A 16,815-nucleotide genomic window follows, 5' to 3' on the forward strand; every position below is an offset into this window, starting at 1 on the left:
CAGTTCAAGCATTTCAGCTGGGTAACCGGTTTTGTCGGCGACAACTGACATCATGGTGCTTAATACTGTATCAGCACTCAAGCCCGTTGTTGGTGCTGTAGATGAAGAGACGGTTGCTACTGGTGCCACTGTAATGGCCGCAGGCAATTTGGTTTGCATGTAGCTGACGATTTCGCCCAAAGTGCGACACTCGGCTAAATCTTCTGGACTGAGTTCAGGTAAACCTGGCAGCTCATCTTGCACTGTACCGAGAATTTCAACGCGTTTGATAGAGTCGATACCTAAATCGGCTTCCATGTCCATGCCAAGTTCGAGCATTTCAGTAGGGTAACCGGTTTTATCGGCAACCACAGCGAGCATGGTGCGTTGGACGTTTTCAGCTGTTAAGCCAGTTGATGCAGTTGCAGTGTTTGCAGCGACTGGTGCAGAGGACGCTACACTAACTGCATTGGCAGCAGGCAATTTGGTTTGCATGTAGCTAACGATTTCACCTAAGGTGCGACATTCGGCTAAATCTTCTGGGCTCAGTTCAGGTAAGCCTGGCAGTTCATCTTGTACTGTACCTAAAATTTCGACGCGTTTGATAGAGTCGATACCTAAATCGGCTTCCATGTCCATGCCAAGTTCAAGCATTTCAGTTGGGTAACCGGTTTTATCGGCAACCACAGCTAACATGGTGCGCTGAACCTTTTCAGCGGTTAAGCTCGTTGATGCTGGTGCTGCAGTAACTACCGATGTTGATCCTGTTGACGCTACAGTAGTTGTGTTTGCCGCAGGCAGTTTAGTTTGCATGTAGCTAACGATTTCACCTAAGGTGCGACATTCGGCTAAATCTTCTGGGCTTAGTTCAGGTAAACCTGGTAGCTCATCTTGTACTGTGCCTAAAATTTCGACGCGTTTGATAGAGTCGATACCTAAATCGGCTTCCATGTCCATGCCAAGTTCAAGCATTTCAGTTGGGTAACCGGTTTTATCTGCGACCACATTGAGCATAGTGTCTAACACTTGTTGCTGCGATAGTCCTGCTGTTGGGGCTGAAACTGCAAGCGAACTCACTTGCTGAGCTACAGGAGCCTGGACTGGTTTACTGGCAGTCTGTTGAGATTGAACCGCTTGAGCTGGTTGAACTTGAGCAGCAGCAACAGGAGCTACCACAGTCGAAGGCGTCGTTGTGGCCTGAGCAACTTGGCTTTGGGGCACAAATGCAGGCGGCATCGATGCAGCAGCTACTGGTGCTGACGTCGCTGCTGGCATTGGTGTTTGCCCTTGTAACATGGCTAATGCAGCTTGACTTGCTTGCGCTTGCAGGGTTAAAAATTGACTGTGACTTTGCAATGTTTGTGCTTGATGCTGGTGGAACAGCTCCATAGAACGTTGCAAGCTTTCAGGAATGGCTAATCCCGATGATGCCATTTGTGCTTGCGCTGTCATCAAATGAGCAAACGTGTCACCATATTGCTGTGGTATGGCTAGAAATTGCTGATGTAATTGCGCCGTTTGTTGCTGCGCAGCAAAAAATGCACCGATACTATCGGCCGACGCAGGCACATTTGCGCTAACTGGTTTAGCCGCTGCAGCCGTCGTTGCCGCCAAAGGTGCGGCAACCTCAGAGGCTGGCGCTTGTGCTGATGTTGCAGGCACTTCAATGTATTCAGTTTTAATCACTTCTTTTTCCACAATTTTTTCCACAATTTTCTCGACCGGTACTTCTACTGTTTTGCTGGTAACTGTGCCAGTTTGCAGCGACTTGTTCATTTTGGCTTGGGTGGTGGCGCTAATATAATTACTCGCAGTTAACTTGACGTTCATCGGTGACACTTTTGCAAGTTCAGCGATGGGCGCTTGATAAGGATCAACCTCGGTTAATGCCAGCCCTAATACCGCAAGCTGACACGCTGCTTGACGCAGTTGAGTGTCGCTATTGCCTTTAGGATTTGGGTTCAAGCTCACTATGCTGACTGATTCGGCTTTGTTGCCTAAGGTCGCCTCAACCAATTTATGGAGGATGTTTTTAGGACCAAACTCAACAAATACTCGTGCGCCAGCGTCGTACATAGCGGTTAATTGCTCGCTAAAACGAACTGACTGCAGCATATGATCAGTAAATGCTGCCTTGATTGCTTTAGGATCATTTGGATGTGCTTTACCTGTGCCATTGGCATAAAGGCTTAGTTTTGGCTTAGCAAATTTAACCTTATCGATGGCCGCAGCAAAGGGTTGTTGCGCATGGGCCACTAATGGCGTGTGGAATGCGCCAGAAACCGGCAGGGCGATTGCTTTAAAACCAAGTTCAGCGGTGATTGCTTGTGCCGCTAAGGTACATGATGCTGTTGGACCTGCAATAACCAGTTGGGTTGGTGCATTGTAATTAGCCACTTTGACGCCCTCAAAAGCACTAATGCACTGTTCAAGCTTTTCAACACCTTGGTCAGCAGCTTGAGCGGGGACAATAATGGCGTACATCACGCCAGCATCTTGATCTTTAGGCGTTGCCGCCATTGCTTGGCCACGAGCAAAGGCCAATTGATAATAATCAGCTTGGCTAATGACCCCCGCAGCACATAATGCTGACAGTTCACCAAAACTATGACCGGCCACCATATCGGCTTTAAAACCTGCTTGAGTCAATAATGCATATTGGCCCATGCTCACTGCACCAATAGCACTTTGGGCATTGGCAGTATTGGTTAATGCTGCGTGTTGTGCGGCAATATCTTCGGCTTCAAAAGCCGGGGTAGGGTACATTATTTGCGATAGTGGCATTTGTTTATGTTGCGCAAATACCTTATCTGCTTGCATCAATTGTTGACGCATTTCTGGATACAAACAGGCTAAATCGACGCCCATGTTCAGATACTGCGCCCCTTGTCCGGCAAATAATGCCGCCACTTTATGGCTTGCCGATTCAGGATGAATTAATGCTGCTGAGCGATAACTGGTGCCAGAAGGCAATTGCCAGCTGTCGGCAGTATTCGAACTCAATTGCGCCAGCGCTTGAGTCAGCTGAATGGTTAAGTCTGCTAATGATGCCACCACTAAGCCTATGCGCGCGGCTTTAGGGGGTATGGTCGTTAAGGCAAAACGTTTACCAAAATCAGCCAACACAATTTCTTGACGATTTTGCTGTGTGGTATTAACAGCACTAATTTCAGTTTGCAGGGCAGTTAATTGAGCCTGTAATGCAGCTTTATTTTCAGCATGGATTAATAGACTTTGCGGCACGGAACGTTGACGATATTTATCGCCTCGAACATGTTCTTGGCGGTATTCTTCCAACACAATGTGGAAGTTGGTGCCACCAAAACCAAAGGCACTAATACCCGCGCGGCGCGGCGTATTGTCTGTACGAGGTAACCATGGACGGGTTTCGGTGTTTAAATAAAACGGCGAGTCCTGAATGTTTAATTTAGGATTGGGCTTACTGACGTTAATGGTCGGTGGCAACACTTTATGATGCAAAGCCAAAGCAACTTTAATGACCCCAGCGGTTCCAGCGGTCGATTTAGTGTGGCCGACTTGTGATTTTACTGACCCAAGAGCAATGTGCTGTTGGGTATCATTATCTTCGGTAAACACCGATTTTAAACCATTGAACTCTGCCACATCGCCAGCGGCAGTGCCTGTTCCATGGGCTTCAATTAAGCCAACCGTGTGCGGTGCAAAACCCGCATCATCATAAGCGCGTCTTAATGCTTTAGCTTGGCCTTCTGGGCGCGGGGCATAAATACTTTTAAACTTACCATCAGATGATGAGCCAATCCCTTTAATAACAGCATAAATTCGGTCACCATCGCGCTCAGCATCGTCAAGACGTTTAAGCGCCATCATGCCAATGCCTTCACCTATCATCATGCCTTTAGAATCGATATCGAAAGGTTGAATGGTGTCATTAGTGGTAAATGCCGGTGTTTTTGAAAAGCTCATGTACATAGATGGCGAGTTATCGGTACACACACCACCGGTGATCATCATGTCACTGCGGCCTTCAACTAATTCGGTTATCGCCATGCGCATCGCCGCTAAAGAACCTGCACATGCTGCGTCAACCACGCAATTCATGCCGCCTAAATCAAAGCGATTAGCAATACGCCCAGCAATCACGTTACCAAGTGAGCCTGGAAATGAGTTTTCTTCCCAGTGGATATATTGATCTTGAAACTTTTTGATCAACATCTCAGTGTCTGCGTCGCTTAGACCACTATTTTTAAATACTTTTTTGAGTATAGGGTACTGTAAACGACCGCTGAGACTGTGATTGATTTTTTGACCACCGCCGACGCCTAATGTAATACCGATGCGATCGGTATCGTACTGCGCATCAATACCTGCATCGGCCAGCACTTCTTTGGCGACCACTAAAGATAAGAGTTGTGAGGTGTCTGTCAGTTCGAGGATATTCGGTGGCAAGCCAAATTCCATTGGATTGAAATCGACTTCGGGTAAAAAACCACCGCGTTTACAGTAGGTTTTATCGGCCATTGATTTATCGGCATTGTAGTAATCTTCAGCGTTCCAATGGGTTTCTGGAACGTCGATAATGGCATCAATTTTTTCGCTGATTAAATCCCAAAACTTGTTTAGGTAACGTGAGTTAGCAAAAATACTCGCCATGCCGACAATAGCGACTGGCATATCTTTTAAGCGTTTGTTTAAACGCTTATCTTTATTACTGGATTGGCTCATATGAGTCTCCGTTTGATAACTGAGGTTCAGTTATCTGGTGTTGGGATCCAGCTGCATCAATGGTGCTAGTAGATACTGCGGCTGGTTGACTTGCTCCAGGAAAACGAGCAAGAAAAGTGTGATAGTTGCGAACCAATAACTTACGTAAATGAAATGGCCCGTGCTTTAAGACATGGGTTATATAGCGATTACTCGCTTGGGTATGGCTGTCTTGATAAATATCGAGGTAAACCCAGTCAGACTTAAAATCAACGCCAAGCAAAACAGAATAGGCTTGCTGCTTTGTTAATTGAGGCGGAATACTTAACGACACCACTTGCACGACGTTGTCCGGATCTGGACTTGGCAGGGCTAAAGTGTCGGCTAAGGTTTGCGGGTTAACGGTATAGGTTTGAATATCGGCTCCCTGAGTGATAGGCAGCTGATTGAAAAATTTTTCTGGCACAAAAGGAGTATCAAACTCGTCGAGTTTTGATACTCCAAAGCGCTTTAAACAGCGAGCTAGGCCAGACCGGGATACATTAGGGTTGATAAATTCTTGGGTAACTTTTAATAACCTGTCTAAAGGCATTTTTAATTGATAACGCAAGCCCAGCATCACGTACTCTTCCATCGGAGAGAGTGTTGTGTTGAGTTTGTGCGGGGTATTTGGCGTGTTATCGATGGATTCACGTTTACGCCACTTACGAACGGTGGCTTCGCTAATATTGAGGATTTTGGATAATTGACTGACACTATAATCGGATTGCTGAATAAATTGACGCATTTCCGGCGTCGTAGTCGCATTACGGTGATAAACCGATTTTGGACGAGGCTTACTCTTCAATAGTTCAGGTGCTAAATGTGTGGTTATCTTTTTTGTCATCTAGACCGGTATTCCAAATAATCTATTGGGACTTTAGCGCATTTAAACTTACCCATACTTACTTAATTCATACTTAAATAAGCTAAAAAATGAGTCCAAATATCCATTTATGCTTTTTTTAGCACAAAGCAGATTACCTGAGGTTTCACTCCGATACAATCACCCGAGACTAAAAACAAGATCTGAGCGGTAAAAACGATTATTAAGGCTATGTTTCAATGCTTACATCGTCGCTGTAATTGCCCTGAAACCGCGTTATTTTGGCAATTATTTAGCCGTCAATTAAACGGTATATTATTTGAGTAAAAAGCCGCTAACGAGCAGTCCCATTACCGGCTTTGGAACAATTTTATCGGTTTTTAAAGCCAATTAACTTGGAAAGAAATCAATGGCTCAGATGGTGGTCATTACAGCGATACTTTCGGCAGGGAAGTTAATTGAACGCAACACTAAGGTTAATTGACGCTCTAACTTGGGGTTATTGAGTTCGCTTGATTTAATCGCCACTTTGCTGATGGTGCCATTGGGCAAATGCAGCGTTTGAGCTGAATAACGATAACAGTAATATAATGACTAGGCTGACTATGCGCATAAATGTTCAAGCTTTCGATGGTGTGGTTATGGTGATGATTGTTGATGAATTAGCACTAATCATCAACAGTAAAAGTTAACATAACGATTATCAGGTTAACTATGCTGACTTGTAACCGCCGTGATACAAGGAGTTTGACAAATTCCTCGCTGAATCGAGCTTATTGAGGTAATTTAACGGTATTAACCTTTAATAGAGCCTTGTTTGTTTTAATGTCTGTTTCATCTCCTATAAACTCATCTCAGCCGCTTTTTCAGCCACATATTTATTTTGTGCCACTGGATGGTGCGCTTTGTGCTGCAGATTACGAGGCTGGTTTAGCCTTAAATTGGTTAACCGATGACGAGGTTGCTAAGGTTAGTCGTTACAGAAGTGAATCGGCGCGCAATACTGGTTTACAAGTGCGTTTAGCGCTTCGGGCTATTATGTCACTTCATAGTGATCTAAAACCTTTTGAGTGGCGTTTTAGCTATGGTGCTAAGGGTAAACCGGCGCTTAGCGAAGACTTATTGGTTCAAACTGGGCTGCATTTTAATTTGAGCCATAGCGGCGATTGGCTAATGATCGGCATTGTCAGTAATAAGCAAGCATATGCCGCTGAAACAGCCTTGTCATTTGGTGTTGATATTGAGCGTGAACGCAGTAGTACCAAAATAGAAGCTATTTTGAATCACTACTTTTCTGCTGTTGAAATAGAAGATTTGATGGCATTGCCGCTTGAGTTACAACGCCAACGTTTTTTTGATTTATGGGCGTTGAAAGAGGCCTTTATTAAAGCAACAGGCAAAGGGCTGGCGCAGTCGTTAACCTCTTTTGGGTTTACATTTGCTGCTAATAGCGTGTTTGAAGCTGTTAATGATCAATATCCTACTATCGCAGCCAGTGATTATATCCATTTTTCAGCGCTCGATTATCACGAGCCGCAATGGCAGTTTTACTTTGGCCGATTGAGCCCATATTACCGCTTCAGCGTGTGTATTGGTGATATGCAATCTCAGTCTTTGCTGCACATAAAAGCGCCAACGATGTCGATAATTTCGTTGGCGCAATTAATACCTTCTTCACACGACTAGTATTTTGCCGCTTGTTGTTCTGTTGGTAATGTGGAGTTAATAAATTGGCGTAAATCTTGATTTGATTGCTTTAAGTCATCGTGACGAAGATACATCATGTGGCCACTGCGATAGCCTTTAAATGATAACCTGTCTTTCATTAAGCCACTGCGGTCAAGCTGCCACATGGTGTATTTAGCATCAAAATAATTAGTTGCACCATCATAATAACCGGATTGGATCATCACATTGAGGTATGGGTTTTGCGCCATTGCCAAGCGTAAATTTTCACCGGTTTTATTACCGCTTCTATCCCACGGATGAACTGGTCCGAACATATTGTATTTTATATCAGTTTTATAGTTCAGTTCGGTACGCAGGTAATCATTAATTGCTGGAGTAAAACTATGAAGCCAAGAGGTAAGCTCTGCATTATAGTCAGGACTTGCGCCAACGACTTTTTCATCGATACCGGTATAACGTGAATCTAAACGGCCTATGGTTTGCTTGCGGTCACGCAATAAGGATTTCCAAAAGTAATCAGTGTCGATATCTAAATTACTTTGCAGTACATCCGTTAGGCTAAGCCCTGAATAATGAGCAACTTGTTGGGCAATCCGCAGCTTTTCATCTGGATCAATAAAACTGCCTTTGGCGAGTGCTGGTAGATATTGATTTAAGGTAAATTGCTCTACCTCAGCTAAAATCGGTGTTAAATCTTGTTGCTGTAAATCAGTATCAAGTGCTTTGTGGTACCAAGCTGCAGCGGCAAAATAGGGTAAGCGATTAGCTGCCTTTACAGGGCCATTTCGCTCAATACCAAGATCTGTGGGTGAGACTAAGATAACCCCATTAGGATACATCCATTGATTGTTCTGCAGTTCAAGGGCTAAACCGGAAACCCTTGCAGTACCATAACTTTCACCAATTAAATACTTAGGTGAGCGCCAGCGTTCATTTCTAGACACAAATGTGGTGACCCATTCTGCTAAGTATTTTATATCGGCTTTTACTCCAAAAAACATTTTTTGTTGCTCATCTTTTGAAGGCATTTTGCCTTCATCATTTGGCAATACTCTTGAGTAACCGGTGTTAACAGGATTAACGTAAACGATATCGGCAATATCCAGTATTGAGCTGTCGTTATTTTTGACGCCATAAGGTTGTAGTGGGTAACCTTCGTCATCCACATTTAATACTCTAGGTCCAGTATAGGCAATGTGCATCCACACCGAGGCAGATCCTGGGCCACCATTAAATGAAATAATTAACGGTCTTTTAGTGTCGTCTTTAACGTCAGTACGTTGGTAATAAGTGTAAAACAAGGTCGCGGTCGGATGACCTTCTTCATCCCATACGGGTTGAGTTCCTGTCGTGGCTTTATAGGGGATGGTTTTACCATTGATCTTCGCTTTATGCTCGGTCACTACTTTTTCATCAATGGGTATTTGTCTGATATCGTTAGCAAAAGCGTTTGATGAGATGCAGGCGCTTTGTAAAAAAAGCACGATTAAACCTGTATGTAAAAGTGATTTGAGCATAAGAACTCTCTGGTTATGTTAGTCATTTGTGGTCGAGTAGACTGCAGATTAGCATAGCGATTGTTCAAATGTGTTGCGAACAACAAGGCTATATTGTAAAAGTTTGTGCCATATTAAGTGATGTTTGTGATGTGTATTATCAATGTGTGTAGAAGGTATTATGCTCATGATATACCGATCGATTTAGGCCTTATATTCATTTAAACCTAGGCTTAATGACATTGAGTACTGCTCGAAAAGTGTTATTAAAAAGAACCTAGTGCAAGTATTAATACCTCACTGAGAATGGCGAAGAATGATCGTATGGCTTAAAAAGATCGGTAGATTAATTAAAAAAGCCTTTATCAAAGATAAAGGCTTTTTTGCAGTCAGTTCAAAAGCAATTACTGTCTTGCTAGACGGTTCGACTCTGGTGGATTTTCAAAATCACTGCGATAAGGATTGATGTCTAAGCCGCCACGGCGGGTATAGCGTGCATATACGGTTAGCTTAGTGCATTGGCAATATTTCTTTAAGTCGACAAAGATACGTTCAACGCATTGTTCATGAAATTCATTATGCTGACGGAAAGAAATTAAGTAGCGCAGCAGTTTTTCACGGTCAATTTTAGGGCCTTGATAACGGATCATCACGCTGCCCCAATCAGGCTGTGAGGTGATTAAACAATTAGATTTTAATAGATTAGAATTTAGTGTCTCAGCGACATTCTTATCTGCATCTGTGCTGTCTAATAAATGATCTGGGTTAAAGGCGTACTCATTAACTTCAATGTCTAGCTCATCAATACAGCTACCCGGTAAATCAATGATACGTTCAAGATTAAAAAACTTAGGCTCAATGACTTTTACGCTTAGCTCACCTTGGGCGCAAGTGCTTAGGTCACGGCTTAAGGTTTCTTGTACGGCTTCTACACTGTCAAATTTAGTTTGGTTAAAACTATTCAAGTACAGTTTAAAAGACTTAGATTCAATCAAATTGACACTGTTGATATCTAACTGAACTTCCAAAATAGCAACAATAGGCTTGCCTTTGGCATTAAGCCAAGACAATTCATACCCTGTCCAAATATCGGTACCATGAAAAGGCAGTTCACCGCTTAATTCAATAGCATCTCGGTTAAGTTTACGAGGAACCCCTTGCAGCAGTGACGCGTCATACTCAGCTTGATAAGCAGTTGCACGGCCTAATGTTAGGCCTTTTAATGCTGCAGCGTCACTATAAGGGTCGTGATTGTGTGTCATCTAATCGGTTTCCGTGTCAAAATATGGTTTTATTATAAACTACGAGTGGCTTAAGTGTCTTGTTCATCTGCATTAGATTGCTTCATTAAAAAATATCTTAATTCTTATCAAGATACCCTATCTGAATTTCCGCGCTATTATCCTTTGGGCGAGGATTCGGTATGTATTCAAGGTGCATTTGATGCGAATAACGATAAAATCGTATTCTGGCAACCTGTTAAACGGGATGATACAGGCGACTTTAGTAATGTAGAGCATGCATTAAATATTCAGTTACACCAAGATATTCATGCATTTTATGGGCAATATTTTTCAGCGCCATTGGCGTTTACTGCATCGTTTGGCGAAGGTGAATTAATCCAAGCGTGGAATCAAGCTGACTTTGAAAATTTGCAACAAAATGTAATTGGTCATTTGATCATGAAGCAAAAGCTTAAACAACCAGCAACTTGGTTTATCGGCGTGTTAGGTGATGGTGACGAAATGCTAACTGTAAACAATGATGATGGCAGCGTATGGATAGAAATACCAGGCGAAAAACAAACTACTCAGATTGCACCATCATTAACAGAATTTCTGCAGCAACTCTCTCCGTTAATAACCCCACCAGTTAAACCCATAGAAGAAGCTGAGATTGTTGCTGAGCATCCTGGGATCTGGCTGCGGATCAAAACCATGGGACGACATTTTTTACGTAAAAAATAACCATCAGCAGTATTGAAATGCTCTTTTGAGTGTTTCAATACTTAATGCATCCACAGTGGTTTAATCTTATAAATCATCCCCGCTTAGCTTTTCTTATCATGGTAATAACAGCGTAGACTTTATTTTATCAATACATGCTTGCTTATCGACAACCCACAGACCATAGCTTAATGGCAATATTTCAACTCCTGCTCTTTCAAATAACCTGTAGGTTGTCAGTTCGAAAAAATTAGCCCATGGTCCAGGAAAGCCAATAAGATCGATGGCAAGGTACTTGTTAGCATAACGGCATAAAATATCTATTTCTGTGCCAACAATGGCATAACCCGGCCATGTTTCTATTTGTTGCTCTTGTAATGCTGCAATGATTTGTTGTTGAAATGCGTCTATTTCTGAGGTGACGCTATGCTCGGCATGAAAAGTGGTCATTGATGCTATATAGCACCGCAGTAGATTATTTTCTGGCAATTGTGAGTCATCAATTGACAGGTATAACGACTGTTTTTGACGTGCTCTGGTAATGGTGACATTAAATACATCGGCCTTGTTTAGGTAGGCTGCTGCATGTTTACTGTTATTATCAATTGCAAACGAAATCAACATAATATCTCGTTCTTCACCTTGAAAACCAAACGGCGTAGCAGCGCGAATATTGTGTTTAATGATATCGGCTTGAGGAATATGCTTTTCAATCAGTGCGGCAATCTGTTCTGCTTGAGCGCTGAAAGGTGAGATGACTCCGATACTGTGGGCTATGCCAGTGTTATTGTCGGTTGTTATTTGAGCTTGAATATCAGCTAGGATGCATTGTGCTTCTTGATGATTTACGCCGGATGTGTCGCGGATCCCCTTTAGTCGATGAAGGTGCAAATGGCCTGAGCTAGTACAAGGTCGGTGTTGCATGACTTTTAATCTTGAATGATAAAAAGACTGATTACTAAAATGGATGAGTTCAGGTTTACTTCTAAAATGTTCATCTAGAAAGGCCAGCTCTTTATCGGTGTTTAAGGTTTTTAGGGCTAAATCTAAGATAGAATTATCTCGATAACTGATGGCGCTCTGGTTGTTTTCAGGCACATTATTTTTACTTAATAATTGATTCTGCTTAGCTCTGGCTAAAAATGAATAGTGTTTTAATTGTTTGGTATCGCCAACAATTAGTGCCCGTTTTGCACGATATAAGGCCGGTAAACAGCTGCTAATATTGCATTGCGTGGCTTCATCAATAATCACTAAGTCAAACATTTCACTGTTAAGCGGTAATACTTTGTGCAGGCTATTTAAGCTCACCAACCAGATGGGAAATGCAGCAAATAACTTGGCATATTCAATCTTCGCAAACTGGGCGAGTTGTTTACTGGAGGTTCGACTGCGTATTGCTTGGTTAAATGCTTGAAGAGACTTTCGGTGTTGGCTGACTAATGTTTTTAAGTTGTTTTTTTTAAGTGCATTGAGATAGTCAGAAGCAAGTGTTTCACGTTCAATGGTGCGTTTGTTAATGGTATCTAATGCATGCCATTGATGGTGCCATTGGTTTATTGATCCTTGAATAAAAAACAGATAAGCGCGCTTTAACCACTTCGATTGTTGTAACTCAAGTTGGTGCAACCGCAAGCCTCGGCTGATGGCTTTTTGGCTGAAAGCCATAAAACGATGTTCTAATTTACCTAGCAATCGATTTAGCTGGTTAATTTCTTGTTCATTTGCTTTGGGGCTGTTGTCCAAGTCATCTGCAAAGTAACCGGCTAACAAATCAGCGGTATAGTCTTTTAGCTGCTTTAAAAAGGCTTTTTGTCCGGCCTTAATTGAAACATCGCCTAAGGTAAAGTTACTCGCCAATTTGTCTGCAATAACATCAAGGGCTACTTCATTATTGGCCACAATTAACACCGACTCTCCGCGAGCCATATGTTCCGCTGCAACGGCAGCGATAGTATAGCTTTTACCTGTGCCGGGTGGGCCAGACACACAACCTAGACTGTTGTTAGCGGCGATAGCGATGACTTTCTTTTGTGGGCCTGATAATAGTCCAGGCAAAAAGTCGTACTTGAGCTTCGCAGGTTTGGAAACCTTGTTCGACTTTGCCATTGTATGGTTAAAGAGCTTACCGATAGGGGCTGATAGCTGATTAGCATTGATGATAGTGTCTAATTCGTGAAGTACGCCGCGGCTACTTTTTGATCTTTCAACAAAAATTAACATGGAAATGGGTAATAAGCTGGGGATCTTTTTTGTCAGCGCTTTTTTGATGTCACTGTATTGAGCAAGCTTCGGATATTGGAGTAATTCAAGCGAGCTTATTTCAATATGATTATTACTAAAATATGAGGTCCAAAATGATGCGGAGCGAGTCTCTTCAGAAAAAAGCGATTCTGCTAGCGCATTATCTTCTGGGAGTAATTGTTGCAGTAAGGCTTCATTGATTTCAGTTTCATCGGCTTGGGTAGAAAAATAGCAATTACCATTATCCTGCTCAATGGTGGCTTCACTAAAGAGCAAAGGCGATACTACCGTTTTAAGCTCGCCTTTTATGGTGACTTTGCCGACAAACAAGAACCGTGCATACAGTAATACTCTTTCTCTTTGATACATTGCTACCCGTTTTAACATTGGGGCGGCAAATTCTTCGGGGATAGGTAGCCGAGGTAAAAAACCTGTGCCTAGTTCATCTTTACCTTGAAGAATTAAACGGTCTTCTTGCTTAAGTTTATTGACGTTCCAAAGATTAATGGAGGCACTATCTTCCTTGTAGCAATCTCGGTAATAAGAAATAATTTGTTTGTAACTCAATGAAGTAATTCCATTTACTGATGGTCCCAAGATATATTAGACACTATGCGGCATGGCTCGCAGCGAAAGTGAAACATGTCTAACAAAGGCTGTTCAAGTTTCCAATGATGTGAACCACAACGTGGGCAAGCTCGGTTTAATTCGCTTTCTAACGACTCACCACCGACACGATACAGATAATAGTAAGTTGGTATTTGCGTTAAAAACTCTATTCTGCCACGTAAATCCCAACCTCGTCTAAATAGGTCGCTGTCTACCCGAGTGATTTCATCTAATGCGGCAAATTCAGCTTTAGTGGCAGCCGCCATTTGTAGCTCATCACATGCTTGCCATTCTGTTTGCCATTTTATAATGCGTTTATGATCGCCATTGAAGGTCGCAGGTAATTGATACAGGGGGATAGGCAAGAGATTATCGCCATTACGTAGCGGTGAGCACATATGAACATAACTGGTATACAACACCTGCCATGATGGTGTCTCTGTGCTGCTAACTTCAGAGTTAATGTCTTGGCCGATGAACTTTTCTCTAGGAGCCAATAGTTTGGCCGCGGTTAATCCGGCTAAAGTGACCTTTACCCACGGGCTATGATAACGATTTGCCAGGCTGGTTTTTTCGGGTAACAACAGGCGAACTCTAAATTCACCGTCATTAAAAGCGACGGCAAACTCCCTGCCTAAAATTTGTCCATTCGCCCTTAGGGCTTCAAGAAAAGCGTTGATGGCTTTTTCTACGGTATCAATTGTTGTGTCGGCAAAACATTCAAAGCGCAGTTCAGTAACAAACATCTATTGGTCTGCCTTATTAATAATGATATTGCTTTGAATGGCATTGTCTTGTAATTGATTTTCTAGCTGTTCGACTCGCTTAGTGAGCAGTGTGACGTGTTGTTGCAGACTCATGACCTGCTGAATAACATTGGTAAGATCCACGTTATTATCTGCAGGTTTGTCAGCCACAGCGGCAATATCGGCTAATTCTGGTATGTGTTGCCACTCGGATTTTGGCAACGCCTTAAACTGTTGTAAACCTTGGATTAGGGTAGGCATTGGAATGCTATTTCCTAAACGGCTTTTAATCAGTGCCAAACAGGGAGTATTTCCATTGTTAGCAATCGATTTAGCCGCGGCAAGTACTTGCTCAATTGGACTCATTGTTGGTTAAATTCCTTAATTCGGTGGTGTGAGATTAACTAATTCTTATTAAATATAAAAATAAAGATATATAAATCAGCGTTTTAATTTTTGGCACGATTCTGGCTTAAAGGAACTGTAAATACAATGCGGATTTTATTTTAACAAAAAGGATGCAACATGAAATTAAAACTTATCACAGCAGGATTAATTATCGCCACATCAGTAGGGCTAAGTGGTTGTGTTATCAGTGTCGGTGATCATGAATCGGCTAAAAGTGCTGACTATTGGCAAGTTCAACAAGATAAGAATCGTGAACTGTTGAGCAAACTGTCTATGGGGATGACGAGTGATCAAGTGATAACTCTAATGGGCACCGCCGATTTCAGCGAAGCTTATATTAAGCCGACTGAAAACCAAGGGGAACAGTCTATCAAGGTCATGTTTTACCGAACGCAATGGGCGCAAGGCGATGGTAAAACAACCAAAGATGAATGCACGCCCATTGTGTTTCGCGATGATGTTTTAGTCGGTTGGGGTAACACCGCCTACAAACAAATCTGATGAGATAATGGCGCTGTTATAAGGTCAAAAATTAATTACATTTCAGCGCGCATCATTACGTCCAATTGGTCAATCACTTCTGACCATTGGGCGTCTTCTCGTAATGCCTCTTTTAAAAATGCTTTTTGGCCTGGATTCCAGCAATCTGCATCGGTTATTAACGTATGCTTAGCAAGCTTGTTTTGCATAACAAAGTCATCGATACCCACTTGATCATGCGGTAAACCTAGTTGCATAAATAAATGGCTAAGATCATTTGATGTAGTGTCCATTTAAAGGATTCCTTGTAATGGTGTGGTAAACAAATTCAGTATCAGCGTTGATGAGGTAAATAGCAAACAACTGGCAATGACAACCGCGAACAGGCTAAATGCGTAAACAAAACTTGTAGAATGTTTCAAACTTGTTAAGTTAGATTGAGTTTAGAGAGTCAATAACAAGGAATAAAAATGGACAATCACACCTTGGAAACTATTCGTGCAGTGTATTTGACCGCAGAAGACCTGAGAGTCGCAGCTTCCATTCTCTACAACGCATATCATGATGACCCCTATTTTATTGGCGTGCTTGCTCAAGATGATGAACAACAATATGAGCAAAAGCTTCGGGCAGCCATCCGTGAAGAGTTAAATGAGTTATGGCAACAAGAACAAGCTTTAATCGGTTTATTTGATGGTGAGCGTTTAATCGGAATTGCGTGTGTCATTTCTCATCTCATTCCTCTGGGTGAGGGACGATATTGGCACTGGCGTTTCAAAATGATGCTGGGTACCGGATGGAAATCGACCCAAGGATTAATGCAAAAAGAAACCTGCATTCTTGAACATCTGCCTTCTCAAAAGTGTGGTGTTTTACAATTTATTGCTATATCACCAAATGAGCAGCAAAAAGGTTATGGGGCTAAGTTAATTCAAGCGGTATTGAGTTGGTGTGATGAACAACCTGATCTCGATGGAGTAGGCGTGTTTGTTAGTAATCCATCACATCATCGGGCTTTGGTAACACAAGGGTTTAGCAGTATTGCTAACGTTAGCATCGGTAATATAGAAGGTGAAATTCTGTTTTACAGTAAAGTGTAACGCCAGCGTAAAATAATTGAATACTCATCGGGCCATATCATTTGCGGAATATCAATTAAGGAGTGAATAGTGGAACCTAAACGTTATTCTTCATTTACAGAATTTTACCCATTTTATCTGTCGCAACATCAAAACCCTATTTGTCGAAGGCTGCATTATATTGGCAGTAGCATTATTTTGGTTATTATTGTGAATACCTTGATTAATCAGCATTGGTGGCAATTATTGTGGCTGCCCGTTGTGGGTTATGGCTTTGCATGGTTAGGGCATTTTCTATTTGAAAAAAATAGGCCTGCTACATTCACTTATCCGCTTTATAGTTTGTGGGCTGATTGGGTCATGTTTGGGCAGATGATAATGCGCCTGTGGCGAAAATCAATCCGATAGTAATAACCTGCTCATGCTTTTGTAAGCCATATCCTACAAGCATGTAAGGGATCTTATCTAAAGTTGTCAGCGTTTAACGTTATTAATTATATTTAATATATAAAAATCATAGTATTACATGTTTTTCTTGAGTGTCGGTATGTTAAGCATCTATTTCAATGATGTTGAGTGACTTTTCATCGA

General features: G+C 42.2%; 13 protein-coding genes. 5 read left to right on the forward strand and 8 right to left on the reverse strand.

Annotation, left to right across the window (positions count from 1 at the left end; genetic code table 11):
• Together GW828_RS16980 and GW828_RS16985 are read right to left on the reverse strand one after the other, a co-directional pair.
• Positions 1 to 4,683, reverse strand: a 4,683-nt coding sequence (locus tag GW828_RS16980; RefSeq protein WP_273693542.1) for a type I polyketide synthase, incomplete at its 3' end; no start/stop codon positions are given.
• Positions 4,667 to 5,548, reverse strand: coding sequence for a COG3415 family protein (locus tag GW828_RS16985; protein ID WP_182741565.1), 882 nt, complete (start codon positions 5,546 to 5,548; stop codon positions 4,667 to 4,669). The genes GW828_RS16980 and GW828_RS16985, both read right to left, overlap by 17 nt.
• A gap of 804 nt (positions 5,549 to 6,352) precedes the next feature.
• Here GW828_RS16985 and GW828_RS16990 point away from each other — a divergent pair.
• Positions 6,353 to 7,213 carry a 4'-phosphopantetheinyl transferase family protein gene (locus GW828_RS16990; protein WP_273059385.1) on the forward strand — a complete coding sequence of 287 codons (861 nt, stop codon included), beginning with the start codon at positions 6,353 to 6,355 and terminating at the stop codon, positions 7,211 to 7,213.
• Here GW828_RS16990 and GW828_RS16995 read toward each other — a convergent pair.
• On the reverse strand, positions 7,210 to 8,733 hold the full coding sequence (locus GW828_RS16995) for a S10 family peptidase (RefSeq protein ID WP_182741566.1): 1,524 nt from the start codon (positions 8,731 to 8,733) through the stop codon (positions 7,210 to 7,212). The genes GW828_RS16990 and GW828_RS16995 overlap by 4 nt on opposite strands.
• Positions 8,734 to 9,116: 383 nt before the next feature.
• Entirely contained in the window at positions 9,117 to 9,974 is an 858-nt protein-coding gene (gene queF / locus GW828_RS17000) for an NADPH-dependent 7-cyano-7-deazaguanine reductase QueF (protein WP_124016962.1), read from the reverse strand.
• A 54-nt stretch (positions 9,975 to 10,028) separates the two neighbouring features.
• Here queF and syd point away from each other — a divergent pair, with 54 nt between their 5' ends.
• Positions 10,029 to 10,679: a SecY-interacting protein gene (gene syd / locus GW828_RS17005; RefSeq protein ID WP_182757198.1), complete on the forward strand. Its 651-nt coding sequence runs from the start codon at positions 10,029 to 10,031 to the stop codon at positions 10,677 to 10,679.
• Positions 10,680 to 10,775: 96 nt separating this feature from the next.
• Here syd and GW828_RS17010 read toward each other — a convergent pair whose 3' ends face one another.
• Genes GW828_RS17010 through GW828_RS17020 form a run of 3 tightly spaced genes read right to left on the reverse strand, consistent with a single transcriptional unit; the run spans position 10,776 to position 14,623 of the window.
• Positions 10,776 to 13,469: a DEAD/DEAH box helicase gene (locus GW828_RS17010; RefSeq protein ID WP_273059389.1), complete on the reverse strand. Its 2,694-nt coding sequence runs from the start codon at positions 13,467 to 13,469 to the stop codon at positions 10,776 to 10,778.
• A gap of 14 nt (positions 13,470 to 13,483) precedes the next feature.
• Complete coding sequence (locus tag GW828_RS17015) at positions 13,484 to 14,257, reverse strand: Zn-ribbon-containing protein (protein WP_124016965.1); 774 nt, start codon at positions 14,255 to 14,257, stop codon at positions 13,484 to 13,486.
• The gene (locus GW828_RS17020) at positions 14,258 to 14,623 is read right to left on the reverse strand and encodes a hypothetical protein (RefSeq protein WP_273059391.1); all 366 of its coding nucleotides are present in this window, start codon (positions 14,621 to 14,623) and stop codon (positions 14,258 to 14,260) included.
• 159 nt (positions 14,624 to 14,782) lie between these two features.
• Between GW828_RS17020 and GW828_RS17025 the strand changes: the two genes are divergently transcribed.
• The gene (locus tag GW828_RS17025; RefSeq protein WP_124016967.1) at positions 14,783 to 15,166 is read left to right on the forward strand and encodes a DUF3192 domain-containing protein; all 384 of its coding nucleotides are present in this window, start codon (positions 14,783 to 14,785) and stop codon (positions 15,164 to 15,166) included.
• Positions 15,167 to 15,201: 35 nt separating this feature from the next.
• Here GW828_RS17025 and GW828_RS17030 read toward each other — a convergent pair whose 3' ends face one another.
• Complete coding sequence (locus GW828_RS17030; RefSeq protein ID WP_124016968.1) at positions 15,202 to 15,438, reverse strand: DUF2789 domain-containing protein; 237 nt, start codon at positions 15,436 to 15,438, stop codon at positions 15,202 to 15,204.
• A gap of 177 nt (positions 15,439 to 15,615) precedes the next feature.
• Between GW828_RS17030 and GW828_RS17035 the strand changes: the two genes are divergently transcribed.
• Positions 15,616 to 16,245, forward strand: coding sequence for a GNAT family N-acetyltransferase (locus tag GW828_RS17035; protein ID WP_182742992.1), 630 nt, complete (start codon positions 15,616 to 15,618; stop codon positions 16,243 to 16,245).
• Between the two features lie 69 nt (positions 16,246 to 16,314).
• Positions 16,315 to 16,632: an Mpo1-like protein gene (locus GW828_RS17040; protein ID WP_182742991.1), complete on the forward strand. Its 318-nt coding sequence runs from the start codon at positions 16,315 to 16,317 to the stop codon at positions 16,630 to 16,632.
• Positions 16,633 to 16,815: the final 183 nt, after the last annotated feature.

The organism is Shewanella vesiculosa (genome assembly GCF_009994065.1).
In the GTDB taxonomy this organism is placed as follows: domain Bacteria; phylum Pseudomonadota; class Gammaproteobacteria; order Enterobacterales; family Shewanellaceae; genus Shewanella; species Shewanella vesiculosa.

What these genes read in the sequence shown, in the direction of transcription:
- GW828_RS16985 (WP_182741565.1), bottom strand. Translation starts at nt 5,548, where the DNA reads ATGACAAAAAAGATAACCACACATTTAGCACCTGAACTATTGAAGAGT.
- GW828_RS16990 (WP_273059385.1), top strand. Translation starts at nt 6,353, where the DNA reads ATGTCTGTTTCATCTCCTATAAACTCATCTCAGCCGCTTTTTCAGCCA.
- GW828_RS16995 (WP_182741566.1), bottom strand. Translation starts at nt 8,733, where the DNA reads ATGCTCAAATCACTTTTACATACAGGTTTAATCGTGCTTTTTTTACAA.
- queF (WP_124016962.1), bottom strand. Translation starts at nt 9,974, where the DNA reads ATGACACACAATCACGACCCTTATAGTGACGCTGCAGCATTAAAAGGC.
- GW828_RS17015 (WP_124016965.1), bottom strand. Translation starts at nt 14,257, where the DNA reads ATGTTTGTTACTGAACTGCGCTTTGAATGTTTTGCCGACACAACAATT.
- GW828_RS17020 (WP_273059391.1), bottom strand. Translation starts at nt 14,623, where the DNA reads ATGAGTCCAATTGAGCAAGTACTTGCCGCGGCTAAATCGATTGCTAAC.
- GW828_RS17025 (WP_124016967.1), top strand. Translation starts at nt 14,783, where the DNA reads ATGAAATTAAAACTTATCACAGCAGGATTAATTATCGCCACATCAGTA.
- GW828_RS17030 (WP_124016968.1), bottom strand. Translation starts at nt 15,438, where the DNA reads ATGGACACTACATCAAATGATCTTAGCCATTTATTTATGCAACTAGGT.
- GW828_RS17035 (WP_182742992.1), top strand. Translation starts at nt 15,616, where the DNA reads ATGGACAATCACACCTTGGAAACTATTCGTGCAGTGTATTTGACCGCA.